The organism is Erythrobacter oryzae (assembly GCF_030271515.1).
Taxonomy (GTDB): Bacteria; Pseudomonadota; Alphaproteobacteria; order Sphingomonadales; family Sphingomonadaceae; genus Erythrobacter; species Erythrobacter oryzae.
Map to the genome: position 1 here is coordinate 39,907 of NZ_JASCXI010000005.1, position 24,125 is coordinate 64,031.

20 protein-coding genes are annotated in these 24,125 nt (G+C 67.9%); 13 read left to right on the forward strand and 7 right to left on the reverse strand.

The genetic code is table 11. The annotated features are described in order from the left end of the window. Positions 1-78: 78 nt before the first annotated feature. The 3 genes from PFX90_RS15955 to PFX90_RS15965 all read left to right on the forward strand — a co-directional run bounded on the left by PFX90_RS15955 (position 79) and on the right by PFX90_RS15965 (position 7,573). Positions 79-3,474, forward strand: coding sequence for a toll/interleukin-1 receptor domain-containing protein (locus tag PFX90_RS15955; protein WP_285713647.1), 3,396 nt, complete (start codon positions 79-81; stop codon positions 3,472-3,474). Continuing rightward, positions 3,471-5,750 (forward strand): hypothetical protein, encoded by a 2,280-nt coding sequence (locus tag PFX90_RS15960; RefSeq protein ID WP_285713649.1) that lies wholly within the window; start codon positions 3,471-3,473, stop codon positions 5,748-5,750. The genes PFX90_RS15955 and PFX90_RS15960 overlap by 4 nt, the downstream gene beginning before the upstream one ends. 161 nt (positions 5,751-5,911) lie before the next feature. After that, entirely contained in the window at positions 5,912-7,573 is a 1,662-nt protein-coding gene (locus PFX90_RS15965; protein WP_285713650.1) for a RyR domain-containing protein, read from the forward strand. A 17-nt stretch (positions 7,574-7,590) separates the two neighbouring features. Here PFX90_RS15965 and PFX90_RS15970 read toward each other — a convergent pair whose 3' ends face one another. From PFX90_RS15970 to PFX90_RS15990, 5 genes are all read right to left on the reverse strand, one after another. Next, positions 7,591-9,063, reverse strand: a complete 1,473-nt coding sequence (locus tag PFX90_RS15970) for a tetratricopeptide repeat protein (RefSeq protein WP_285713651.1) — start codon at positions 9,061-9,063, stop codon at positions 7,591-7,593. A 74-nt stretch (positions 9,064-9,137) separates the two neighbouring features. Continuing rightward, positions 9,138-10,613, reverse strand: a complete 1,476-nt coding sequence (locus PFX90_RS15975) for a toll/interleukin-1 receptor domain-containing protein (RefSeq protein WP_285713652.1) — start codon at positions 10,611-10,613, stop codon at positions 9,138-9,140. A 126-nt stretch (positions 10,614-10,739) separates the two neighbouring features. Further along, the gene (locus PFX90_RS15980) at positions 10,740-11,087 is read right to left on the reverse strand and encodes a heavy metal-binding domain-containing protein (protein WP_285713654.1); all 348 of its coding nucleotides are present in this window, start codon (positions 11,085-11,087) and stop codon (positions 10,740-10,742) included. Between the two features lie 86 nt (positions 11,088-11,173). Then, positions 11,174-11,410: a DUF2312 domain-containing protein gene (locus PFX90_RS15985; protein WP_026092160.1), complete on the reverse strand. Its 237-nt coding sequence runs from the start codon at positions 11,408-11,410 to the stop codon at positions 11,174-11,176. Positions 11,411-11,490: 80 nt separating this feature from the next. Then, the gene (locus PFX90_RS15990; RefSeq protein ID WP_285713656.1) at positions 11,491-11,802 is read right to left on the reverse strand and encodes a DUF1244 domain-containing protein; all 312 of its coding nucleotides are present in this window, start codon (positions 11,800-11,802) and stop codon (positions 11,491-11,493) included. 65 nt (positions 11,803-11,867) lie between these two features. Between PFX90_RS15990 and pyk the strand changes: the two genes are divergently transcribed. Further along, positions 11,868-13,328, forward strand: coding sequence for a pyruvate kinase (gene pyk / locus PFX90_RS15995; protein WP_285713658.1), 1,461 nt, complete (start codon positions 11,868-11,870; stop codon positions 13,326-13,328). Positions 13,329-13,347: 19 nt separating this feature from the next. Here the strand turns inward: pyk and PFX90_RS16000 are convergent, their stop codons facing one another. Continuing rightward, positions 13,348-14,994 carry a ShlB/FhaC/HecB family hemolysin secretion/activation protein gene (locus PFX90_RS16000; protein WP_285713659.1) on the reverse strand — a complete coding sequence of 549 codons (1,647 nt, stop codon included), beginning with the start codon at positions 14,992-14,994 and terminating at the stop codon, positions 13,348-13,350. Positions 14,995-15,148: 154 nt separating this feature from the next. Here PFX90_RS16000 and PFX90_RS16005 point away from each other — a divergent pair, with 154 nt between their 5' ends. From PFX90_RS16005 to PFX90_RS16030, 6 genes are all read left to right on the forward strand, one after another. Beyond that, positions 15,149-16,744, forward strand: coding sequence for a FecR domain-containing protein (locus tag PFX90_RS16005; RefSeq protein ID WP_285713660.1), 1,596 nt, complete (start codon positions 15,149-15,151; stop codon positions 16,742-16,744). Positions 16,745-16,764: 20 nt separating this feature from the next. Then, complete coding sequence (locus tag PFX90_RS16010; protein WP_285713662.1) at positions 16,765-19,128, forward strand: EAL domain-containing protein; 2,364 nt, start codon at positions 16,765-16,767, stop codon at positions 19,126-19,128. 78 nt (positions 19,129-19,206) lie between these two features. Next, on the forward strand, positions 19,207-19,497 hold the full coding sequence (locus PFX90_RS16015) for an I78 family peptidase inhibitor (protein ID WP_285713663.1): 291 nt from the start codon (positions 19,207-19,209) through the stop codon (positions 19,495-19,497). Then, complete coding sequence (locus PFX90_RS16020; protein WP_336426501.1) at positions 19,497-19,883, forward strand: RidA family protein; 387 nt, start codon at positions 19,497-19,499, stop codon at positions 19,881-19,883. The genes PFX90_RS16015 and PFX90_RS16020 overlap by 1 nt, the downstream gene beginning before the upstream one ends. Further along, entirely contained in the window at positions 19,883-20,482 is a 600-nt protein-coding gene (locus tag PFX90_RS16025) for a DUF1214 domain-containing protein (protein WP_285713664.1), read from the forward strand. Before PFX90_RS16020 ends, PFX90_RS16025 begins: the two co-directional genes overlap by 1 nt. Further along, positions 20,479-21,000, forward strand: coding sequence for a DUF1254 domain-containing protein (locus PFX90_RS16030; protein ID WP_285713665.1), 522 nt, complete (start codon positions 20,479-20,481; stop codon positions 20,998-21,000). The genes PFX90_RS16025 and PFX90_RS16030 overlap by 4 nt, the downstream gene beginning before the upstream one ends. Here PFX90_RS16030 and PFX90_RS16035 read toward each other — a convergent pair. Continuing rightward, positions 20,990-21,349 carry a hypothetical protein gene (locus PFX90_RS16035; protein WP_285713666.1) on the reverse strand — a complete coding sequence of 120 codons (360 nt, stop codon included), beginning with the start codon at positions 21,347-21,349 and terminating at the stop codon, positions 20,990-20,992. The genes PFX90_RS16030 and PFX90_RS16035 overlap by 11 nt on opposite strands. A 138-nt stretch (positions 21,350-21,487) precedes the next feature. On the opposite strand from PFX90_RS16035, the gene PFX90_RS16040 reads away from it, so the two are divergent. From PFX90_RS16040 to PFX90_RS16050, 3 genes are read left to right on the forward strand one after another with little or no spacing between them, the layout of a single operon-like run. Continuing rightward, positions 21,488-22,633: an acyl-CoA dehydrogenase family protein gene (locus PFX90_RS16040; RefSeq protein WP_285713667.1), complete on the forward strand. Its 1,146-nt coding sequence runs from the start codon at positions 21,488-21,490 to the stop codon at positions 22,631-22,633. Further along, positions 22,634-23,029, forward strand: a complete 396-nt coding sequence (locus PFX90_RS16045; RefSeq protein WP_285713668.1) for a VOC family protein — start codon at positions 22,634-22,636, stop codon at positions 23,027-23,029. It begins immediately after the preceding gene. Then, positions 23,026-24,087: an enoyl-CoA hydratase/isomerase family protein gene (locus PFX90_RS16050; protein ID WP_285713669.1), complete on the forward strand. Its 1,062-nt coding sequence runs from the start codon at positions 23,026-23,028 to the stop codon at positions 24,085-24,087. Before PFX90_RS16045 ends, PFX90_RS16050 begins: the two co-directional genes overlap by 4 nt. Positions 24,088-24,125: the final 38 nt, after the last annotated feature.

Here is a 24,125-nt window from a genome sequence, read left to right on the forward strand (position 1 = left end):
TGCCCCATCCCTGCCGCGACTGCACAATGGCCTGGGGCGAATCGCGCTGGGGAGCGTGTGCGCCGCATCGGGGGCTTCATGGCGGTTCAGCATCATCTCTTCCTCTCCTATGCCCATGCCGACAACCAGCCTGCCCGCCCCGGGGCGATCGGCTGGGTCGAGGGGTTCAAGCAGCGGCTCGAACAGCGCCACCGTGCCTTTTCGGGCCAGCCGCTGCGCATCTTCTACGATTCCCACTGCCTGCGCGCCGGAGACGACTGGGAGAACCGCATCGGTCAGGCGCTGCGCTCGTCGCAATTGCTGCTCGCCTTCCTCTCGCCCGCCTATCTCCAGAGCGCCTGGTGCCGCCGCGAGTGGGAGGAATATCTCCGGCTGGAACACACGCTGTCGCGCTCGGAAGGCGGGATCGTGCCGGTCTATTTCGCCTCCGCGCCCGAGCTCGACCCCAAGCAGCAGGTCGAGCTGGAAGAGCAGTTCCGCGCCTGGATCGCCGACATCCAGCGGGTGCAGCATCAGGAACTGATCGATGTGCGCCCGTGGTATGATGGCGGGGCAGAGGCGCTCGAACTGCTCGCCAGCGAGGAGCGGTTGCAGCAGCTCGCCGCCGCCCCGCGCGCCGACGCCACGCTGCGGGCGCAGGACTTTGCCGACCAGCTCGCCCAGCTCGACCGCGCCATCGCTCACCGGCTCGATCTCGCCCTGCTGGCCGAACAGGCCCAGATGGGCGGGTTCCTGACCGCGAGTTACGAACGCTTTGTCGGGCGCGGGCAGCAATTGCGCGATCTCCACCGCTTGCTGAGCGCAGGCCGGGTGTCGCTGATCGCTGCGCTGCATGGCCTCGGCGGGCAGGGCAAGAGCGCGCTCGCGGTGCAATATGCCTATGCCTATGGCGGCTACTATGCCTGCGGCGGGCGCTGGCTGGTGGGGTGCGAGGGCAAGCGCAATCTGCTCGAGGTGTTCGAGACGCTGGCGCTGATGCTCGGCTGCCCGCTGAGCGATGCCGAGCAGGCGCTGTCCGATCAGGCCAAGTTCGCGCTCTATCGCCAGCGGTTCCAGGCGCATTGCGAGGCGGGGCGGGAGCGGATCGTGGGCCTGCTCCGGCAGCAGGGCGGCGACTGGTTCACCCCGGTCGAGCAGCGCGATTGCAACATCGCCCCGCGGATGCTGGTGATCCTCGATAATGTCGATCAGCCCGAATTGCTCGGCGGGCAGCAGCTGGGCGCCTTTCCCAAGGACGAGTGGCTCGATTTTCTGGTGACCAGCCGGCTGGGGCCGGACGAGCTCGGGCTGGAGGAGGCCGCGGCGATCGAGATCGGCGATCTGCCCCCGGCCGACGCGCTGGCGCTGCTGCGCTCGCACCATGCCTTTGCCGGCGACGCCGAGGAGGCCGCCGCGCGCGAGCTGGTGGCGATGGTGCAGGGCCATGTGCTCTCGATCGACCTGATCGGCGCGCATGTGCGGGTGCAGGCGCGGGCGGGCTATTCCTATGCGAAGATGCGCGATGCCCTGAAGGCGCAGGGCGTGGGCGCGTTCGAGGATCCGGCGTTGGGCAAGGCGCGCGGCGAGCTGCGCGCGGCGGTGACGGCGCAGACGATCAGCGCGATCATGGAGCAGACGCTGGCGCGGCTGAGCGCGGCGGAGGTGACGATCCTCGAATACGCCAGCCTGTGCCCGCCCGATCTGGTGCCGGTGAACTGGCTGCGCGATCTGGTGGAGAGCGACCACCCCGAACTCGCCGCGCCCGAGGGCCCGAGCCTTGCGGCCGATCCGTGGCCACAGGCGCTGGAACGGCTGGACGACTGGCGACTGCTGAGGGCCAATCCGCAGGAGGGTGAGAACGAGGAGCCGAGCGCCAGCATCCACCGGCTGGTGGCCGAGACCTTGAGGGTGCGCATGGGAGCCGAACGGCGTGAGGCGCTGCGGGAGTTGTTGATTGGGTTGGCTGACGATTTTGCGACTGTGCTGGAACATCAGGCGCGGCTTCAGCGCGGTATGACAGAGCGGTGGCTGACACCTTTGACCGAGCTGACGATGGCCTTGCTCGAACGGGATCGACCAGACCAGCGCCTGATCTCCAATATCGGAGTGTGCGCCCATTTCGCCACGCGCCTGAGCGGGATCACCGCGGCGCAGCGCTTGGTTGAAATGCGCCACGAAATGGCGGTGGCTCATGCTGAAGCAAATCCGCAGGATGGGCAGGCACTGCGTGATCTGTCGGTGGCGCAGAACATGCTGGGTGATTTTCACCAGCGGCGTGGCGGTGCGGGGGATGCCGATCTGGCGCTGGGCTATTATCAAGCGAGCCTTGCGACGCGCGAACGTCTGGCGCGCGACAACCCGCAGGACGAGCAGGCGCAGCGCGACCTTTCGGTGTCGCAGGAGCGGCTGGGTGATTTTCACCAGCGGCGTGGCGGTGCGGGGGATGCCGATCTGGCTCTGGGCTATCATCAGGCGAGCCTTGCGACGGCCGAACGGCTGGCGCGCGACAATCCGCAGGATGCGCGGGCGCAGCGCGATCTGTCGGTTTCGCAAACCAAGCTAGGTGATTTTTTCCTTCGCCGCGGCGGTCCGGGTGATTTCGATCTGGCGCTGGGCTATTATCAGGCGGCTCTTGACGCAACCGAGCCATTCGCCCGTGACAATCCGCAGGATGGGCAGGCGCAGCGCGACCTCTCGGTTTCACAGAACAGGCTGGGTGACTTTTACCGGCGGCGCGGCGGTCCGGGTGATGCCGATCTGGCGCTGGGATACTATCGGGCGAGCCTTGGGACCCGCGAACAGCTAGCGCGCACCATTCCGCAGGACCGCGAGGCGCAGCGCGACCTGTCGGTTTCGCAGGCCATTCTCGGTGATTTTTTCCTGCGCCGTGGGGAACCTGGTGATTTCGATCTGGCGCTGGGATACTATACGGAGAGCCTCGTGACGCGCGAACGTCTGGCGCTCGACAATCCGCAGGATGGCGAGGCGCAGCGCGACCTGTCGGGTTCCCAGACCAATCTCGGTGATTTTTTCCTACTCCGTGGCGATCCTGGTGATACTGATCTGGCTCTTGCATTCTATTTGGCGAGCCTTGCTACAGACGAACGGCTGGCGAGCGACAATCCGCAGGATGGGGAGGCACAGCGCGATCTGGCGATCTCGCATGAGCGGCTTGGTGATTTTTACGAGCAGCGGGGCGGTTCAGGAGATCTAGAGGCTGCGCTTGACTATTTTGAGACAGCCGCAGTCACCCGTCATGAGTTGGTCGCGGCCAATCCTGCGATCGGCGAGCTGCGCGCCGAACTCATTGTCCCGCTGACACGATTGCTGTTTGTCCTCTTGAAGCTCGGTCAGGAAGAGAATGCCTTCGCCGTCGCCCGCACGCTAGCAACGCATCTCGACGAGTGGGACGCGATGGGGTTTGAACCCGATCGTCGGATCGAAGGCGCGCGCAAAACTCTGCTCCAGTTGCTCGGCCGAGGAGACACCCCATGACCGCCCCTCTTACCGCCCCCACCGCCGCGCCGCCCCTTGTCTTCACCGTTGCCATAACCGGGCATCAGGATATCGCCGCCGACGCCCATCCGGCGCTGATCGGGCAGATCGGCACCGTGCTATCGCTCGCGGCCCGGCACCTCGATCGGGAGAAGGTCCGCAATCCGATCGACGCCCCGCGCGAGGTCACGCTGCGGTTCCTGTCGGCGCTCGCGCCGGGGGCAGACCAGATCGGTGCCCGTGCGGCGATCTTGCCCGAGAGTGCGGGCGCGGGGTGGAGGCTCGAGGCGATCCTGCCGTTCGAGACCGGCGTCTGCAAACAGCTCGCCCGCGCCGCGCTCACCAAGCGCAATGCCGAAAGGAAGGCCCGCCGCGCGCCGCAACTGGCCCCTGCGGACATCACCGCCGGGGTCGATGGCATCGCCGAACTCGCGGGCAAGGCCGGGCGGGTGCTGACGCTCGCCGACTGGCAGCCGAGCGGTGACGCGCGCGCCGACGAGGACTGGCAGGCGCGCCGCTATGCCACCATCGGCCAGATGCTGGTGCGCCGCGCCGATTTGCTGATCGCGCTGTGGGACGGCACGCCCCCGCGCGGACGCGGCGGCACGGCGGACGTCGTCACCGAGGCGCTGCGCAGCGGGGTGCCGGTGGTCTGGATCGACCCGGCGAAGCCCGCGAGCAGTGTCAGCCTCCTTCCCCGCACCGACGGCGCCCCCATGGCCGCGAGCGACATGGTGCGGCTGTGGTCACCCCCCGCTCCGGCGAGGGACAAGACCGCTCCCGTCTGCGACAAGGCATGTCAGGCAATCGATCTTGCGGTCGGGCAGGTTCTGCTCGGCAATGACGATGCCCGCGCGATCTGCATCACGCGCTATCTGAACGAAAAGCCGCCCGAACAATGGATCGAAAGCCATGCGCCGGGCGAGAACCCGCCCGATCCGGTGCCGGGTGACACCCATCGCGCCTATGCCCGGATGCTCTACTGGGTTCTGCAATATCCGAAGGCGGCGCTGCGCCAGCTGACCAAGGCCCAGCGCAAGGCGGGGAAGATCGCGACGGAATTGCGCACCAACCCCTTCCGCCATGCGCGCCCTGCCACGGGCGGGTGGTATCGTTCGGCCCTGCTTTACGGCTTCTGGTTCGGGGTCAAACGCGGCGACGCGGGGACGGCCAATGCCGCCCCGTTGCTGGATTACGCCGCGCAGGCCGATGCGCTCGCGACCAGGCTGAGCAACCAGTACCGCTCCGCCTATGTCTGGATTTTCCTGCTCGCCCCCCCGGCTGTCACCTGCGCGGTGCTTTCGGCTCTGCTGATGTTCGATTTCCCGAAGTCCAAACCCATACTGGTCTTGATCGAGCTGGGCGTTGTGTTGCTCGCCACCGCGATCTTCATGACCAACCGCGCCAATGATCCTGCCGATCGGCACTCGCGCCGCCGGGGATCGGGCTGGCTGCACGCGCAGGACACTCACCAGCGATGGCTCGATGCACGGCTGATCGCCGAGAGCCAGCGCAGCGGGCAATTGCTGGCATGGGCCGGTTTTTCGGGGCGCCGTCCGCTCGAGGCAGCGGCGCTCGAGGATCATGAAGAGCACCACGACCACAGCCATGGCGCGGGCCACGCGCCGCCGCGCACGGTGTGGGCGCCGCACTTTGCCAATGCCATCGCCGCCCTGCCCGAATTGCCGATCGACGAGGTTGGCCACGGCCCCGCTACCGCAATGACCCCGGCGCGCATCGCCGCTGTGGCGCGTGCGGCAAGGACAGTGATCGACGATCAGATGGTCTATCACGAACTCAACCACCAGCGGCTCGAGGCGCTCAACCACCGGCTCGACACCATCAGCCTGCGCGCGATCCAGTGGGCTGCGGGTTTCAGCCTTGCCTTTCTGGTGCTCTGGACAGCTTACGCGGCAGGGCTGATCGAGCCGCATTCGCCTGCCTATCTCCTCAAGGACGCAGTGGGCTACGTCGCTGCGTTTGCCGGTGCGGTCCTGCCGGCGGTGGCGGCCGCAGCGGCGGGGATCCGGTTCCAGGGCGATTTCGAGCGGTTCGCGATGCGATCGAAGGACACCGCCGATCGCCTGAAGGCGCTGGCGAAGCGGGCGGCACAGCTCGAGCAGCGAGCTGCGGACTGCGACCCGAACCCCTGCAAAGGCCAGCCGCCGCTGTTCGAACCGCTGCTCGACCTGCTGCTCGATACGCAAGGTATGCTGGACGAAGACCTCGCCGACTGGCGCTTCGCCTATGCAGCGCGGCCGATCACGCTGGGGTGAGGTGGGTGCCTGTGCCGGGATTATCGGTGTCCGCTGCGACAACGCCCCGCTTCTGGCCGGGCTTGCCGCGATCGGGACGATTGATGCGACCCGCGATATCGACCAAGCCATGCAAGAACTGATCAAGACTTTGTACGCATCGACATAGACTGAGCCCGATCATGACCCCCACGCCTAACCTCGCCGCCCGTTTCGCCCGCTGGCTGGTCCGCAGCGCCCGGTCGCCCTTGCGCGCGTGGCGGATGGTGCTGCTGGGATTGCTGATCCTCGTGACGGCGACTTGCGCCATATGGGCCGTGGCCGAACGCTACCGGACGGCGGGGACGGTGCCCGGCCTCGCCCAGGCGACCGATTTCGTGTACGCGCCGTTCCTCTACCTCGCCCCGCAGTTCTCTCTAGCCGATGCGGCCAAACTGACGCTGCCTGAGATCATCGCCCGCACCACAGGGCCGCTGATAGCGTTTCTCGGCGCCTTCTGGCTGCTGCGCCAGCGCCTGCTTCTGTGGCTGGCGCGCTGGCTCGCGGCGGGCAGGATGCACGGTCATGCGGTGGTGTTCGGCCAGGGGGGGAGCGCCGATGCGCTGGCCTTGGCCAGTGCCAGTGCGGGGGAGGCCATCGTGCTGATCGATCCCGGCCTGCCGGACGATCAGGACCGCGAGCAGCAGCTCCACACCGCTGGGATCGTCTGCCTCCCCGCGGTCCCGGCCTCGGTCGCCGGGGCGAGCGCGGTGGTGGTGTGGCACGCCAGCGATGCCGACAACATCGCCGCCGCGGCCGCCTTGCGGAGCGGGCACAGCCTGTCGGTCGGCGAGATCGATGTCCGCGTCCAGTCGCCCGCGCTCCAGAACGCGCTGCTGCAATCGCCCGATCTGATGCTCGACAAGGCGATCCGGCTGCGGCCCCATTCGCTGTCGGGCGCGGCGATCCGCGCGGCGCTCGCCAATCCCGCGATGCTCGAACGCGCGGTGGAGCGCGGCCAACCGCGCGTCACGCTGTGCCTGTGGGGCATGAGCGAGGCGCTGGTCTGGGCGGCCGAGACGGCGCTGCGGCAATTCTGGTCGGTGAGGCTGGGCGCACCGCGGATCGTGTGGGCGGGGCTGTCTGCCGAGACCGCTCTGCCGGACACGGTCGCGCAGCTCTCACGCCATGCCAGGGCGGTGTTCGGTGCGGGCGATCAGTGCCCCGAGGTCAGCATCCTTTCCGCCGATGCGGCGTGTGCGGCGGTGGAGATCACCTGCCACCTGGTCGATGCGGGCGATGCCGACGCGACGCTGGCGCAGGCCTTCGCGCTGGCAGCGCGGCTGCGGCAGGCGCATGCCGACCCCGCCCCGGTGCAGCCGGTCCTCGCCACAAGCTGCGCGATCGGGCCGCTGCTCGCGAGCGAGAAGCTGGTGTTCCTGCCGCCGATCATCCCCGGCGCCGGGGTGACGGTGAACACCCTGCGCAGCCGCGATGCCGACCAGCGCGCCGCCGAAATCCACCTCGCCTATGACCGCCAGTTCGGCGGTGGCGGCACGGCCCCCGCAAGCGGGCGCTGGCAAGACCTCCCCGAAACCTACATCGCCGCCAACCGCGCCGCGGCCGATCACCTGGCGATCAAGCAATGGGACGCGGCAACCAGCGGGCTGGAAGGCGAGGCGCTGATCGAGGCTTTGGCCGAGGCCGAACACAACCGCTGGAGCGCCGAGCGTCTGCTGGCGGGCTGGGCTCCGTCAGGCGAGGAGCCGCGGGACAATGCGCGAAGGCTGCATCCGGACTTGCGGCCTTGGGCGGCGCTTTCGGAGGAGGCGCGGGAGAAGGATCGGGGGGCGGTGCGCTCCTGACGTCCAGCGCCAAGGCTTCACCTTGCGGGTCGCTTGAGTTTTTCCCGCAGCTGAAGGAGGTCTTCCCGGGCGGGGTCAAGCTTGAGCCCGCGCTCAACCAATAGCGTAGCCCTGTAACGATCCGGTTTGACCTTGCCACGGCCGCGCTCGAGAAGCTTGGCGGCCGATGCGCACGCGGCTGCCAGACCGCTTTCACAAGACTGCTCGTAAAGCTCGAGGGCTCGGACGGGGTCGGGCTTTGTACCCCATCCGTCCTCGAACATGCTCCCCCATAGGCCGCAGCCAAGATAGTTTCCGCGCTCGCATGATTCTTGAAAGGCAGCGAATGCCTTGGTTTTGTTTTTCGGAGAAGGATCTTTTGACAAAAGTGCGACAGAAAGCACAGTACAGCTTTCCGAAATCTTTTCCGCACATGCTTTATTCAAGAAAGAAAAGCCCAACTGCTCGTTCTTTTCAACTCCCGCTCCCTCGATCAGCATTAGCCCAAAATGTTGGCAAGATAGCAAGTAACCTTGCTCGCAAGCGGGTTTCCACAAGGCTACCGCTTTTTTGTCATCCTGAGGCACACCTTCGCCCGATTCAAAAGCTTCTCCCAAGAGATCGCAGCTCTCTAGCTGGCCGTTTTTGCATCCCTGCTCGAAGATCTGGGCGGCACGTTTTCCGTCTGCGGGAATGCCGCGGCCGTCAAACAGCATTTTGGCCCATTTCAAACAGGCTCCGCTTTCCGGATCTGTCTCGCATGCCAGTCGATAGAATTGCGCCGCCTTCGGAAAGCTCTTCTCGACCCAATTGCCATCGAAGTGTTGGTCACCCAACTGCTCGCATGCCTCGGGGACCCCGCCGTCACAGGCAGTGCCATAGAGCCGGGTTATCATCGCTCGGTCAGGGTTGACGTCGATCAGCCGTGCCATGTCGGCCGCGTCATGGCACCCGAGCGGAACCCCGCCCTCACACGCAAGATTGTAGAAGTATCGCGCCTTGACGAGATCCTTGGCCGGGCCGCGTCCGAATTCGAACTTCAGGCCGAGTATGCCGCAATCCCCCGCCGATCCACCCCGACAGGCCCGCTCATAGAGCGTCATCGCCTTGTTCAGATCTATCGGAACGGTTGATGATCCGACCCAGAATTGTTCAGCGGCATCGCCACAGGCCTTGGCATCCCCGCGTTCGCAAAGCTCCTCGAACGTCAGGGGGCGGGGCATCGGGGCCGGGTAGGTCAGCTGTGGTGGGGCGCGAAGCGTGATGTCCTGCTGCCGCGCCCGTGCCGCGGCAAGACGCGCTGCCTCTTTCTTCTCGGCGCGTTCGCGCTCGATTTGCCGTCTGGCCTCCAGGTCAAATTTCGCAATCCGCCGCTGGAGTTCCGGACAGGGCCCGCTCAAACGCTTCGCCGCTTCGCGCGCGGCCGCGATCTGGCCGGGCTTGCCCGATGCGACGGCCCGCTCCCAGCCGGCCCTCACACCGCCGCATACGCCTGCCGGGTCGTTCGCCAAGGCGGGCCGGGTTTCCAGCGCATGGCATGCGAAGAGCGCAAACAGGACAAGAAGTGCTCGAAGCCGACTACGAGTCATACGCCACACCTGTTAAGCGTTATGGGCGAGGCGTCATTGCCTCCGCTGACACTCAGCAAGAGCTGCGCGCCGTCGATGCGCCAGAATACCCGGTCGATCTCAAACCAGCCTTCGGCATTCGGGGTCAGGCTGCCGTCGACCGGCGTCCCGTTGAGCCGCCACCCCTCAGCCTCGTCCCACTGGAACTGTTGGCGGCCGTTCTCTTCGGTGGCTTCGGCACACGGGACGCCGGCGTGGGTCCATGTCCCGACAAGCTGCAAAGCCGGAGCGGGAGAGTTGGTCTGCACCGGTTGCGGCGCAGCTCCGGTCTCCGCCGCCACGGTTTCGAAGGGAGACACCTCTTTTGCGGGCGAGGGCTTCATCAGGCTCGCGATGGCAACCACGACCAGCATGGTTGCAATCATCCCGCCGATGACCATTGCGACGATGGGCTTGGAAGTCTGTCTTTCGGGAATTGGCGTTGCTGCGCCTTCGTCCGATCCCGCCGGCGAAAGCGCACGATCGTCCGCCTTCGCCGGCGGGGGCGCATCATCCTCAGGCGTGTTTGTGGGAGCAGCCGCAATCGGTTCGGACCCCGGTCCCAGCGTCGGCTCGTCGGTTTCGGGCGTCTCCGGCTGGGGACCGGAAGACGCTTTCGGCACCGGCTCCGGCCCGGGTTCATTCGCTTCGAGCGGCGGCGCGGGCGTGATCGGGCCTGCGGGGATCACCGCCTCCGGCCGCTTCAGCGCATCCTCCAGCCGCTTCATCTTGCGCGAGGCGTGGCTCAGCTTTGCGCGGGCGGATTGGGCTGCCGAGGTTGCTTCGGCAAGCGCAGCCGCGCGTTCGTCGACCAGCTGCTGGGCTGCCGCGATCGCCGCAGCGAGAACCTTCGGGTCGAGGTCCAGCTGGGCAATCCGCTTGAGCTCGTTGTTGGCGATGGCAGCGGCAGCCTTGGCCTCCTGCTCGGCTTCCAGTGTGTCGTAGAGTGCGACCTGCGCTTCGGAGAATGCCTCTGTCGCCGTGCGGTGTTCAAGCTTGAGCGCGGCCCATTCCGCCTCGACCCGGTCGAGCGCCGCCACCACGGCTCCGGGCGGCACATCGCCGGCCTTGACCAGAAAGCTCTCGGCGGTCTGCACCAGCCGCCGCCACCCGTTGTGCGGCTCCCGGCCATCCCAGCCGTCCAATGGCAAACCGTTGATCCGGGCAAAAGGTTCGCGCGGCTCCGGGACGCCGATCAACGCGTTGATGAGCTTGTCTTGCTTGTAGGCAAGGCGCGCCTCGTCGCCGACATTCTTGCTGTCGAGGGATTTGGGCGACCACAACACCATGACGGCCGCCATTTCGGTGATCCGGTAGGTCAATTCGAACTGCCAGTCGACGCCCGGCATGTCTTCGTCCCACCACACCTCGACGCCGAGCGCGCGCAGACCCTGCACGACCGCATGCGCATGGTCGCGATCGGCACGCGAATATGACAGGAAGATGCCACCCAAGATCACGGTCCCCAAATGCCGCGGTGGCAAGGTATCGCAAAGCCGCCATCGCGCAACCGCTTAGGTGGACTTTCGCGGCAGAAATCGGGCCGGACCGTTATGCTAGCAGAGCGTGCATGCGTCCCTTCAGACCCTGACCGCCGTCCCGCTCGCCGAAACCATCAGCATCGAGCCCTGTGCGCCGATCACCTCGTAATCGAGGTCGATCCCGACCACCGCGTTCCCGCCGAGCGCGGCGGCTTCGGCCTGGAGTTCCTGGATGGCCTGCGTGCGCGCGTCGGCGAGGATGCGCTCATACGAGCCGGAACGCCCGCCGACGATGTCGCGGATATTGGCGAAGAGGTCGCGGAACAGGTTGGCGCCGACGATCACCTCGCCGGTGACGATGCCGAGATATTCCTGGATCGGCCGGCCCTCGAGGGTCGGGGTGGTGCTGACGATGACGCCGCGCGCGTCTCTCCACGGGGATGCCATTGATCTCTCTCCTTGCAAGGCTGTGTTACGGAGATAACACGGACCGATAAGGTTTCAATGACGGATCATCGCGCGGGCGCCACGCCTCATGCCATGCCGAGCGCGGCCTTGTAGGTTTCGAGCAGCATGTCCTGCTCGCTGCGGTCGTCGGGCTTCATTTTCCTCAGGCGCACGATCTGGCGCATGATCTTGGGATCATAGCCCACGGCCTTGGCTTCCATGTAGACGTCGCGGATGTCGTCGGCGATGCCCTTCTTTTCTTCCTCTAGGCGTTCGATGCGCTCGATCAGAAGGCGCAGGCGGTCGTCGGCGGTTTCGGCCATAGGGGGGCTCCATCTTGTGTGAGAATCGGTTGGAGGGTGCGATAGCCAGCCCGCCGCCGCGATTGAACCGCCTGCGAAAATTATTCCTGTGCGTTCTTCGCCACGCTCTCGGTCATGCGGGCGAGCTGTTCCTCGGTGGCGGGGGTCTGGCGGGTCTCCTTCCATTCGGCGCTCGGCATGCCGTGAATCACTTCGCGCGCCTCTTCCTTGTCGCCCGGGTAGCCCGCGTCGCGGATCCAGTCAGCGAGGCAATTGCGGCAGAAGCCCGCAAGCCCCATCAGGTCGATGTTCTGCGCATCGTGGCGATGCCGCAGGTGGCGCACCAGCCGGCGGAAGGCGGCGGCGGCCTGTGCGTCATCCAGCGTATCGAGCGGATCGGCATTGGTATTCATCACGGCTTTTCCTTGAGTTGAAATGCGCCTGTGCCATAGGCATCGCCCAAGAGGGATACCCACTAATGTCACGACGGATCGACCCGCGCGGCCGCAAGGTCAAGATTCTCGCCACCATCGGCCCCGCGAGCCGCTCGCCGGAGATGCTGGAGCGGCTGGTGCGCGCCGGCGCAGATGCCTTCCGCCTCAACATGAGCCACGGCAGCCATGCCGATCACGAGCCCGTGGTCGCGGCGATCCGTGCGCTCGAAAAGCAGTTCGCCCGGCCGATCGCGATCCTTGCCGACTTGCAGGGGCCCAAGCTGCGCGTCGGCACCTTCGCGCAAGGGCAGGCGGTGATCCGCCATTCGGGCCACTTCGTGCTCGACCGGGACGAGACGCCGGGCGACGAGAATCGCGTCTGCCTGCCGCACCCCGAGCTGTTCGGGATCATGGAGCGCGGCCAGCGCCTGCTCATCAACGATGGCAAGATCCGCCTGAAGGTGCTCGAAGCGGACGACAGCCGCATCCTGTGCAGCGCCGAAGTCGGCGGGGTGATCTCGGACCGCAAGGGCGTCAACGTGCCCGATGCCGAAGTGCCGATCCCCGCGCTCACCGAGAAGGACCGCCGCGACCTCGCCTTCGCCACCGATCAGGGGGCGGACTGGATCGCGCTCTCCTTCGTGCAGCGGCCCGAGGACATTGCCGAAGCCCGCAAGCTCATCGGCACCCACGGCACCGCGATCTGCGCCAAGATCGAGAAGCCCAAGGCGGTCGACCGGCTCGAATCGATCATCGAACTCGCTGACGGGATCATGGTCGCGCGCGGGGACCTTGGCGTCGAGCTCGAACCCTACGAGGTGCCGCCGCTCCAGAAGAAGATCGTCAACATGGCGCGCGGCGCGGGCAAGCCGGTGATCGTGGCGACGCAGATGCTCGAGTCGATGATCGAGGCGCCGACGCCGACCCGCGCCGAGGTGTCGGACGTGGCGAATGCGGTCTATGACGGGGCCGACGCAGTGATGCTCTCGGCCGAAAGCGCGGCGGGCGCGTGGCCCGAGGAATCGGTCGCGATGATGGACCGGATCGCGGTGCAGGTGGAGCGCGACGAGGGCTACAAGGCGCGGGTGCGCTTCCTCGAGACACCGCCCGATGCGACCACCTCGGACGCGCTGGCGCATGCCTGCATGACCATCGCCGACACCGTGCCGATCAGCGCGATCACGGTATTCACCACCAGCGGCTCGACCGCGCGGCGGGTGGCGCGCGAGCGGCCTGCGACGCCGGTGCTGGTGCTCACCCCCTCGATTCGCACCGCGCGCAAGGTCGCGCTGCTGTGGGGCGCGCACGCGGTGGCGACCAAGGACATCGGCAGCTTCGAAGAGATGATCGGCAAGGGCAAGCGCATGGCGCTGCGGCACAAGGTCGCGGGTGCGGGCGCGAAGCTGATCGTGCTCGCCGGGGTGCCGTTCGGCACGCCGGGCGCGACCAACCTGCTCCACGTGGTGACCGTGACCGGCGACGAGCTCGACAAGCACAAGGACTGAGGCCCCCGCGCGCCGCGCCTCAGAACGACTGGCTGACCCTGACGTTGATCCGGGGCGTCCTGTCGCCGGTGTCGTAGCGGTCTTCGGTGAGCGGCACCGCGATCTCGAAATCGAGGTCGAGGTCGCGGGTGATGTCGGTGCGCAGGCCCGCGCCGCTCGACGCGAGCGTCTCGCTCCCGCGCCCGGCGGCAAGGTTGGTGACCGTGCCCCCATCGGCAAAGGCATAGAGCTGCAGGTTGCGCACCGCGCCCAGCGCGCGCGGCCAGTCGTAGCGCAGCTCGGCAAGGCCTGCCGCGCCCTCGTCACCCACGGCCTGCGCGAAGTCGTAGCCGCGCAGGAACTGCGTGCCGCCGAGCGAAAAGGTCTCGCCGATCAGCAGCGGGGCGGTGGAGAGCTGGCCGATGCTGGTGAGTTGCAGGCTGACGCGCGGGGCCACCCCGCGGCGCCAGCTGAGCCACCAGCCGAGCGTGGTGAAATCGGGCTCGGCATCGATGCGCGAGGCGAGCGGGCTGCCGGTCGGGGTAGCGCCGAAGGTGGGGACCCCCTGGCTCGCGGTCAGGCGGCCCTGGAGGTTGCCGCCGGCGAGCGGGGCGAAGCCGTAGAAGCCCAGCCGCACCAGCGCGATCCGGTCGTGGCGGGCAAGCGTGCCGAAGCTGTCCTGCGACAGGTTCTGCAATTCGGCGCTGGTCTCGAGCCACAGGCTGCGCTTCTGGGTGCGCATCAGCGGGTGGCGGATGCGGATGCCGCCCTGCCACGATTCGCCCTGCAACTCGCGGCCCGCGAGATAGGCGCCCGGTTCGGTGCGCGAATAGGAGCCGAAAGCGCCCACCGTGGTGCCCCGATCGTTGATGACCACCGAATAGCGCGCGCTGACAAAGGCGAGCTCCTCGGGATCGAGCGGGGTCGCCAAGAAGCTGAGATCCACCCGGTCGCGGGGCGAAATCAGCCCGTTGGCGTCAAGATCGATCCGCGCCCGGATCGGCCCCAGCGGCTTGGTGCCGTCGGTGGTGGCGAGCACAGTGCCGCCGAAATCGCTGCGCCGCGCGTCGACCACGAGAATGCGGCGTTCGCCGTCGCGGTCGAAGCGGGTCGAGCGGATCCACACCCCCGGCAGGTCGTCGGCCAGCAGCACTTCGCGCTGGAGCGCGGCGAGGGTGACGGGGCGGCCGGTGGTCAGCCGTTCGAGCTGACGGCGGATCGCGGGATCGTCGGAGCCTTCGACCCGCACCCCGTCGATCCGGCCTTCCTCGATCCGCACCCGCAGCATCCCGCCGATGAGCGTCTGTTCGGGGATCCATGCGGTGGCGAGGACATAGCCCGCCTCGCGCGCGCGGGCGGCAATGGCGTCGGTCAGGCGGCCGAGTTCGGCACGGTCGAGCGGGCGTCCGGCGAAGGGTTCGACCACCGGCGCGAAATCGGCTTGCCGCATCGCCACGAGGCCATCGACCACGATCGCGCCGACATCGAGCACCGGGCCGCCGGTCGGAGCGAGCGGGGTGTCGAGCACCGGCAGCACCTCGATGCGCACCTGATCGTCGGCGGGCAGGGTCTGGTCGTCGCGGGCTGCCTGGGTCTGGGGATTGGTGCGGTCGAGCACGTCCTGCGCCGCCAGCGGCCCAGCCGCCAGCGCCGTGATCGCGCACCCCCACAGATTAACCCGCCGCAAGATTGGGACAGCCCTTTCGATCGAGAAAGAGCCTCTCCCCTACATTTCAAAGGTTAACCGAGTCTCAGCCGCATAATTTTTTAACCAACTCCGTAAACGGCAAATCCGCAGGTCCCGGGATAAGGGCGAAAGTCGGAGAACCCCTATGCGGATCATGCAACGCCTCTTGCTGCCCCTTCTGCTGCTGCTGTTCAGCGGCGCGCCCGCGCTTGCGCAGGGAGCGGTCTGGACCGTGTCCGAGGCGAAGGGGGCCGTTACGGTCATCGACGCCAAGGGAACCCGGCCCGCCAAGGTCGGAACCCAGCTTGCGCCGGGCGCCACGGTGCGGACGGCGGCGCGTTCCTCGGCGGTGCTGGTGCGCGGCAAGGAATTCGTGACGATGCGCCAGAACGCGCAGCTGCGGATCGCGCCGGCCCAGCGCGAGCGCGGGATCGTCCAGATCCTGCAGGACTACGGCAGCGCGCTGTTCAACATCGGCAAGCAGCCCAACCCGCATTTCGGGGTGGACACGCCCTATCTGGCGGCGGTGGTGAAGGGCACGACCTTCGTGATCACCGTGACCAACGAGGGCGCGAGCCTGCAGGTCACCGAGGGCGCGGTCGAGACCGCGACGCTCGATGGCGGCGCGGTCGAGCTCGTCACGCCGGGCAATGTGGCGATGATCGCGGCGGCCGATCCGCTGCGGATGGTGATCGAGGGCGAGGGTCGCCGTGTGCTGGATTCGCCCGGGCGCTCTGCCGCCCCGCCGGCTGCGACGCCCGCTCCGTCCGGCCCTGCGCCGGCTGCCGCGGGCGCGGGTGCATCTCCGGCTCCGGCCCTGCAGCCGGCCGCAGCCGAGCCCGCGGCGAGCCTGCCGGACACCAGCCCGCGGATCGACCAGGCGATCGTCAGCACGCCGCAGGACCTCGGCCAGGTTTCGAACGGCTTTGCCAGCGGCGAGGTCGTGGTGCTGGCCGCCGTGGCGGTCGCGGATGTGCGCGGCGAAGGTAACGCCGGGGGCAACGGGGGCGGCCAGAGCGAAACCCCGGACGGATCGTCGGGCAATGGCAATGGCAATGGCAACGGCAACGGCAACGGCAACGGCAACGGCGGTGTCCCCGACGGTGCCGAGGTCTGTGTCGGCAACACCTGCGTCTCGGCCGGCGAGGGTTCGGGCAACGGCAATGGTGGCGGCAACGGCAACGGTAACGGTAACGGCAACGGTAACGGTAACGGCAATGGCAACGGCGGCGGCGGTGTGGTCGAGGGCGAAGTCTGCCTCGTCGGCACCTGCGTCTCCGTCGGCGGCGATGGCAACGGGAACGGCAACGGCAACGGCAACGGCAACGGGAACGGGAACGGCTCCGACGACGCCGATGACGGTGACAAGGGCAACGGCAACGGCAACGGGAACGGCAACGGCAACGGTTCCGACGACGAGGCCGATGACGATGACGGCGGCAAGGGCAACGGCAACGGCAACGGCAACGGCGGCGACGGCTCCGACGACGATGACGGTGATTACGACGACGATGACGGCGACATGGGCAACGGGAACGGCAACGGTTCCGATGACGATGACGATGGCGACGACGGCAAAGGCCGCGGGAACGGCAACGGCAATGGCGGCGGCAACGGCCGCGGGAACGGCGACGACGATGGCGATCGTGATGGCAAGGGCCGCGACGGTCGCCGCGGCGGGGGGCGCGGGGGGCTGGCGTTCGGCCTTGATGCGAACCCGAACCCCGTCACCGTCGCCCTCCGGGCCTGAGCGGATCGGCCGCCGCGACCATGCGCTTCCTGCGCCGCATCCTCACCCGCTGCCGCGACGCGCTGCGATCGGATAGCTGGCGCATCGGCGCGCTGATGGTCGCCGCGCTCGCAGTGCCGGTCTCGGCCGCCGCGCTGACCGGGGTCTTCCGCAGCACCGAAAACCGCCTCGGCGAATTCACCTTCGCGCTCTTCGGCCACGCGGCGAGCGGGCAGGTCCACGTGGTCGAGATGGACGCCGCCAGCATGGCCGCGATCCGCCGCTACCCGTGGCCGCGCGACCATTTCGCCGACGTCGTGCGCAATCTCGACGCTGCGGGCGCGCGCTCGATCAGCTTCGACGTCGACTTCTCGAGCCCCGCCGACCAGGCCGGCGATGCTGCCTTCGGCGCTGCGATCGCCGCAGCCAGAGCCCCGGTCGCCCTGCCGACCTTCGCGCAGGCCGCCGGATTCGATGACAAGCGCCAGCTCGATTCGCTCCCGATCCCGGTGCTGCGCGAACACGCCCAGCTCGCCTCGGTCTCGGTCGCGCCCGATCCCGACGGCTATGTCCGCCGCCTGCCGTTCGGCACGGTGACGAGCGCCACCCCGCGCCCCTCGCTCGCCGCGACCGTTGCCGGGCGCAGCGGATCGGTGGGGGCCGACTTCCCGATCGACTTCGCGATCGATCCCGACACCATCCCGCGCTCCAGCTTCATCGCCGTTGAACGCGGGATGTTCCCGAAAGGCAGCTTCGCGGGCAAGGACGTGATCATCGGCGCGACCGCAATCGAGCTGGGCGACCGCTATGCGGTGCCCGGCCACGGGGTGATCCCGGGAGTGGTCATCCAGGCGCTGGGGGCCGAGACACTCCTCAACGGCGTGCCGGTCTACGGCTCGTGGTCGCTGCCGCTGTTGTTGGCCAGCGTTCTTGCGCTGGCGATCCTTGCTGCCGGAAGCCGCCGCGCGGTGATGCTGCGCACCGGCCTTGCGGCGTTGGTGCTGGTCGCGGCCTGGATGGGTGCGCGGGTGGGCCTTTCCGTGTGGTTCGAGATCGTCCCGGCGCTGGTCCAGCTGCTGGCAGCCGGCGTGGTTCGCTACCTCGTGCTCGCCCATCGCTTTGCCGAGGCGCGGCGGCGGATCGATCCCGCCTCGGGCCTGCCCAACCGCACCGCCTTCGAATCGCGCGATGCCCGGCCGGCCGATCGCTTCGTCATCGCCGCGCAGATCGACGATTTCGACGCGCTCAAGCTGACGATGGAGCGCGACAGCCTCGGCACGCTGCTGCGGCGCATCGCCGAGCGCCTCAAGGTCGCGAGCGGCGTGCCCGCGATCTACCACAGCGAGGATCGCACCTTGGTGTGGCTCTCGCCGCTGCCGATCGACGAGCTCGAATCCCAGCTCGCCGGTCTGCGCGCCCTGATGCGCAGCCCCTTCGAGCTGGGCGGCCAGAGGTTTGCCGTGTCGCTGACCTTCGGGGTCGCCGATGCCGACATGGCCGATCCCGCCGCGCTCGCCGCCCATGCCGCGAGCCAGGCCAAGCGCGCCGGCAAATTCTGGCGGCTCCACACTGTCGAAGCGGGCGAAACGATCAGCCGCGAGCTTTCGCTGCTCGGCGATCTCGACGATGCGCTGAGGAACGGCGGCATCGCGGTGCTCTACCAGCCCAAGCTCAACCTCGTTACGCGCCGGATCGATTCGGTCGAGGCGCTGGTGCGCTGGAACCACCCGGAACGCGGGATGCTGCCGCCTGACTGCTTCATCCCGCTGTTCGAGGAGCGCGGGCGGCTCGACGAGCTGACGCTGGCGGTGATCGCGCAGGCGCTGGCCGACGCGCAAGGCTGGCGCGCGCGCGGGCTCGCCATCGGGGTGGCGGTCAATATCTCGGCCGCGCTGCTGACCGTCGAGGCCTTCGAGACCCGCGCGCTGGCGCTGGTCGCCAAGGCCGGGCCTGCTGCGGGCCAGGTCACCTTCGAGGTCACCGAGAGCGCGCAGTTCGAGGATATGGACCGCGCCATCGCCGCGCTCGAGCGCTTCCGCACGGCGGGCATCCGCATCTCGATGGACGATTACGGCACCGGCCAGTCGGCGCTCAACTACCTCAAGCTGCTGCCCCTGTCGGAGCTGAAGATCGACCGCATGTTCGTGGCGCAGGCCCATGTCGACAAGGGCGATGCGATGCTGGTGCGATCGACCGTGCAGCTGGCGCACGAGCTGGGCATCAAGGTCGTGGCCGAAGGGATCGAGGAGGGCGAGTGCCTCGAGTTCCTCGGCCGGATCGGCTGCGACCATGCGCAGGGCTATTTCGTCGGCCGCCCGCTCCCGGCCGCCGACCTTGCCGCGCTGGCGGCGGCGACCGACGCTGCTGCGGAGGCCGCGGCCCCGGTTCGCCTCAGGGTCGCCTGACCTTCTCATCCTCGCATCGGCCTGTTAGGCTGCCTCCAGCACGACGCTGCGCAAAGCGGCGCGGCAGAGGAGGAGCGGATGAAACACATCTTGATCGCAGCGCTCGCGGCAGCGGGGCTCGCGGGATGCGCCACCACCGGCAGCGCGCCCGATCAGGCGGCGGCGATGACCTGCAAGGCCGATCCCGCGCAATATCACATCGGCCATGACGCGACGCAGGCGATGGGGACCGCGATCCTCAAGGACTCGGGTGCGCGCACGCTCCGGTGGGGCCCGCCGAACAGCGCGTGGACGATGGACTACCGCGAAGACCGCGTGAACGTGCGCTACGACGACAAAATGAAGATCACGGGCATCAGCTGCGGATAATGACACGCCAGCGGACCACTTCCGGCTCACCGTTCGAGGCGACCTTCGGCTTTGCGCGCGCGGTGCGCGAAGGCAACCGCATCATCGTCGCGGGCACCGGCCCGGTCGAGCCCGATGGCTCCACCACGCCCGGTGGCGCGGCCGAGCAGGCGGCGCGCTGCTGCACGATCATCGTCGCGGCGATCGAGGCGCTGGGCGGCTCGGCGGCAGACGTGGTGCGCACCCGGATGCTGCTCACCGATCCGGCCGACCAGGATGCGGTCGGCGCGGTCCATGCGCGGTTCTTCGCCGAGGCCAAGCCCGCCGCGACGATGGCAGGGGTGGCATGGCTGTGCCGCCCCGAATGGCGGGTCGAGATCGAGGCCGAAGCGGTGATCCCCGGCTGATGAAGCGTGCGGGGGCCTATCTAGCGGCGGTGATCGCGGGCCTCGCGCTCGGGCTGGGTAGCGCGCTGTGGCTGGCGGGGCTGTGGCCGGCGCGCGGCACCATGGCTTTCGGCGATGTCGATGTCGGCGGCTGGCGCAGCGACTTCGCGGTCGGGTCAGAGGCCGCCGATCCCTACACCCGCGCCCGCGTCGCCCGCCACGGCCTGCTGGCGCTCGCCAAGACTGAGGCAGTCTATTTCACCCGCGCCACCGACGATACGGGCGCGCCATTGCGCGAAGCCTGCACCTATCGCCTGTCGGGCGACCCGATGCCGGCCGGATGGTGGTCGGTGACGCTTTATGACGGGCAGAGCATGCTTCCCGCCAACACCGATGGCGCGCTGAGCATCAATGCCGAGCGGGCCGGGGGCGGGGCGTGGTCCGCGGTGATCGCGCCCAAGCGCCCGGCAGACGGCGGGCTGTGGATCTCCAGCCGGGGCGCGGGCACCTTCGACCTGACCCTGAGGCTCTACATGCCCGAGGCCGCGCTGCTCACCGATCCCAACGCTGTGCTCAAACCGCCCCGGATCGAGCGCGTCGCGTGCGAGGGCGCGGCATGAAGCGCTGGGCCGGGCCGCTGCTGACGCTGCTGGTCACCGCCGTGGCCGTGCACGCGCTCGCGCTCTATCTCGCGCCCGCCGTTATCATGGACCGCGCGATGGCGGCGCTCGAGGAGAGGGGCGTGGCGCTCCACGCCTTCACCACCCCGCAGCGGGTGACGCCGCAGACGCAGACCGTGGTGCGCTCCTCGCCCGATCTCTATTACGCGCTGTGCCGCTACGACCTGAGCGATCCAGCCGCGCGGCTTGCGGTAAGGGTGGGCGACTGGCCCGATTACCAGTCGCTCTCATTCTTCGACGCGCGCACCGACAATTTCGCGGTTCTGCGCGGCACCGGTCGCCAGATAGAAGTGGACCTTCTCCCGCCCGGGAGCGCCCCGCAAGAGGGTGCGATCGTGAGCCCGACGTCGCGCGGCGTCATCCTGATCCGCCGCCTCGCGCCCACCGCAGAGCGTTTTGCTGCCGCCGCCGAGGCGGGCAAGGCCGACGCTTGCCGACTGGAGCGTGTCAGCGGCTGATCCGTGCCTCCAACAGCGCAATCAGCGCGTCCAGATCGGCTAGCGCGTCAAGCTCCGTGGCGCTCACCAGCACCTCCGGCTCCTGTCCCGCGCCACCGATCAGGATCGCGGGCAGCGGCAGATCGCGGGTATCGAGGGTGTCGCGGAACTCGTCACGATAGAGAAACAGCGCCGGCAACCCCACCCGAGCAAGGAAGGCAGCCCACGCGGGCCGCTTCGCCACCGCGCCATAGGTCAGCGCGCAAAGCGAACAGGGGTAGGTCGCCGGGCGCACCAGCTTGTGCACCGCGTCGCGCGCGGCGTTCAGCAGGCCTCCGTCGGCGTTGTATACGAAGATGAGCGTGCGCATGTGTCCGACCATTCGCCTGATTACGAGGCCGCGCGCGCGCGGGATGTGATCGGCATCAACCGCGCCTAGCAATTTTCCGCCCGCCCCGCGCGCCGCCTGCTCTTTTCGCGGCCCCGCAACGCCGCTAGAGCACTCGCCATGCACGGACAATTCCAACTCACCGACGACCAGCTGGCCATTCAGGAGGTCGCGCAGCGCTTCACCGCCGACCGCATCACGCCCTTCGCGGCCGAGTGGGACGAGAAGCACATCTTCCCCAAGGACGTCATCAAGGAGAGCGCCCAGCTCGGCTTCGGGGCGATCTATGTTTCCGAAGAATCGGGCGGAATCGGCCTCGGACGGCTCGAGGCAGCGCTGATCATGGAGGCGATGGCCTATGGCTGCCCCTCTACATCCGCCTTCATCTCGATCCACAACATGGCCGCATGGATGATCGACCAGTTCGGCGGGGCCGAGGTCAAGGCGAAGTATCTGCCCGACCTCGTCACGATGGAGAAGATCGCGAGCTACGCCCTGACCGAGCCCGGCAGCGGATCGGACGCGGCGGCGCTCAAGACCAGCGCGCGGCTCGACGGCGACCACTATGTGCTGAACGGCACAAAGCAGTTCATCTCGGGCGGCGGCGTCAACGACGTCTACGTCACGATGGTCCGCACCAGCGACCACAAGACCAAGGGTATCACCTGCCTCGTCATCGACAAGGACACCCCCGGCGTCAGCTTCGGCGCGCCGGAGAAGAAGCTCGGCTGGAACGCCTCGCCCACCGCACAGGTGATCTTCGAGGATGCGCGCGTGCCCGTCGCCAACCGCGTCGGCGACGAGGGCGAGGGCTTCCGCTTTGCCATGATGGGCCTTGATGGCGGCCGCCTCAATATCGGCGCCTGCTCGCTGGGCGGCGCGCAGCGGTGCCTCGACGAGGCGATCGCCTACACCAGGGATCGCAAGCAGTTCGACCAGCCGGTCGCCGATTTCCAGAACACCCAGTTCATGCTCGCCGACATGGCGACCGATCTCGAAGCCGCGCGCGCGCTGCTTTACCTCGCCGCCGCCAAGGTCACCGACAATGCCCCCGACAAGTCGCGCTTCTCGGCGATGGCCAAGCGGCTGGCGACCGACAGCGGCTCGAAGATCGTCAACGACGCGCTGCAATTGTTCGGCGGCTATGGCTACTTGAGGGATTATCCCATCGAACGCTTCTGGCGCGACCTGCGCGTGCACTCGATCCTCGAGGGCACCAACCAGGTGATGCGCATGATCGTGGGCCGCGACCTGCTGCGGCAGTAAATGGGCACCCGGCTCGCCCTGACGACATTGGTGGTGCCCGATTACGACGCCGGGATCGCCTTCTGTGTCGATGCGCTCGGCTTCGACCTGATCGAGGACAGCGACATGGGCGGGGGCAAGCGCTGGGTAGTGGTCGGCGGCACGGAGGGGGGCCGCCTGCTGCTTGCCAAACCCGCTACGCCCGCGCAGAGCGCCGCCATCGGCAACCAGACCGGCGGGCGGGTGGGCTTTTTCGCCCATACCGACGATTTCGCAGGGGCCCATGCACGGCTCGTCGACGCTGGCGTGAATTTCCATGAAGAACCGCGCCACGAAAGCTATGGCACGGTAGCGGTGTTCAGCGATCCCTTCGGCAATCGCTGGGACCTCATCGAACCGAAAGTACAGGGGCAATGACTGACGACGTTCTGATCCGGGTGAATGGCCCCATCGGCCATATCAGCCTCAACCGGCCCAAGGCGCTCCACGCGCTGACCCTGCCGATGTGCCACGCGATGAGCGCGGCGCTCACCGAATGGGCGGCCGATGACGCGATCAAGGCGGTGATCCTCGACCATGCCGAAGGCCGCGGCTTCTGCGCGGGCGGGGATATCGCCTTTCTGCGCGAGTCGGCGCTGAACGACGGCGGCGCGAGCGGGCGGAAGTTCTTCCACGACGAGTATCAGCTCAACCACCAGATGTTCACCTATGCCAAGCCGATCGTCGCCTTCATGGACGGCATCACGATGGGCGGGGGCGTAGGCATCTCCCAGCCCGCCAAGTTCCGCGTGGCGACCGAGAACACCCGTTTCGCCATGCCCGAGACGGGAATCGGCCTGTTCCCCGATGTCGGCGGCGGCTGGTATCTTGCACGCCTCGGCCAGCGGCTCGGGCAGTTCCTTGCGCTGACCGGCGCGCGGCTCGACGGGTCGGAGTGCCTGTGGACGGGCCTTGCGACCCACTACGTGCCGCACGCCATGCTCGAGGACTTGAAGGCGCGCATCCACGATCATCCCGATCGCATCGCCGGCATCCTCTCCGAGCCCGTGGGCACTCCGCCCAAGGCACGGATCGAGGCGAATGCCGACAAGATCGCCAAGCATTTCCATTCCGATCGCTACGAGGACATCCTCGCCAGCCTCGAAGCCGCCGCCGCCGCGGGCGACGATTGGGCCGCGACCGAGCGCGACACGCTCGGCACCAAGAGCCCGCAGACCTGCAAGGTCGCGCTGCGCCAGCTGGCGGAGAGCGCTGCGCTCTCCGATTTCGCCGACAACATGCGGATGGAATACCGCATCGCCTCGCGCGTTCTGACCCGCCCCGATTTCGCCGAGGGGGTGCGCGCGGTGATCGTCGACAAGACCAATGATCCCAAGTGGGACCCGGCGACGCCCGAGGACGTGACCGAAGACCTGCTCGACACGATCTTCGCGCCCCTGCCCGATGGCGAGGAATGGGCGCCGCTCCCTAACTAATCCGTCATTCCCGCGAAGGCGGGAATCCCGCTAGGCTT

Bases quoted from the DNA above. Each gene is read 5' to 3' on its own strand.
- PFX90_RS15955 (WP_285713647.1), top strand. From the start codon at position 79: ATGGCGGTTCAGCATCATCTCTTCCTCTCCTATGCCCATGCCGACAAC.
- PFX90_RS15960 (WP_285713649.1), top strand. From the start codon at position 3,471: ATGACCGCCCCTCTTACCGCCCCCACCGCCGCGCCGCCCCTTGTCTTC.
- PFX90_RS15965 (WP_285713650.1), top strand. From the start codon at position 5,912: ATGACCCCCACGCCTAACCTCGCCGCCCGTTTCGCCCGCTGGCTGGTC.
- PFX90_RS15980 (WP_285713654.1), bottom strand. From the start codon at position 11,087: ATGGCATCCCCGTGGAGAGACGCGCGCGGCGTCATCGTCAGCACCACC.
- PFX90_RS15985 (WP_026092160.1), bottom strand. From the start codon at position 11,410: ATGGCCGAAACCGCCGACGACCGCCTGCGCCTTCTGATCGAGCGCATC.
- PFX90_RS15990 (WP_285713656.1), bottom strand. From the start codon at position 11,802: ATGAATACCAATGCCGATCCGCTCGATACGCTGGATGACGCACAGGCC.
- pyk (WP_285713658.1), top strand. From the start codon at position 11,868: ATGTCACGACGGATCGACCCGCGCGGCCGCAAGGTCAAGATTCTCGCC.
- PFX90_RS16005 (WP_285713660.1), top strand. From the start codon at position 15,149: ATGCAACGCCTCTTGCTGCCCCTTCTGCTGCTGCTGTTCAGCGGCGCG.
- PFX90_RS16010 (WP_285713662.1), top strand. From the start codon at position 16,765: ATGCGCTTCCTGCGCCGCATCCTCACCCGCTGCCGCGACGCGCTGCGA.
- PFX90_RS16015 (WP_285713663.1), top strand. From the start codon at position 19,207: ATGAAACACATCTTGATCGCAGCGCTCGCGGCAGCGGGGCTCGCGGGA.
- PFX90_RS16020 (WP_336426501.1), top strand. From the start codon at position 19,497: ATGACACGCCAGCGGACCACTTCCGGCTCACCGTTCGAGGCGACCTTC.
- PFX90_RS16025 (WP_285713664.1), top strand. From the start codon at position 19,883: ATGAAGCGTGCGGGGGCCTATCTAGCGGCGGTGATCGCGGGCCTCGCG.
- PFX90_RS16030 (WP_285713665.1), top strand. From the start codon at position 20,479: ATGAAGCGCTGGGCCGGGCCGCTGCTGACGCTGCTGGTCACCGCCGTG.
- PFX90_RS16035 (WP_285713666.1), bottom strand. From the start codon at position 21,349: ATGCGCACGCTCATCTTCGTATACAACGCCGACGGAGGCCTGCTGAAC.
- PFX90_RS16040 (WP_285713667.1), top strand. From the start codon at position 21,488: ATGCACGGACAATTCCAACTCACCGACGACCAGCTGGCCATTCAGGAG.
- PFX90_RS16045 (WP_285713668.1), top strand. From the start codon at position 22,634: ATGGGCACCCGGCTCGCCCTGACGACATTGGTGGTGCCCGATTACGAC.
- PFX90_RS16050 (WP_285713669.1), top strand. From the start codon at position 23,026: ATGACTGACGACGTTCTGATCCGGGTGAATGGCCCCATCGGCCATATC.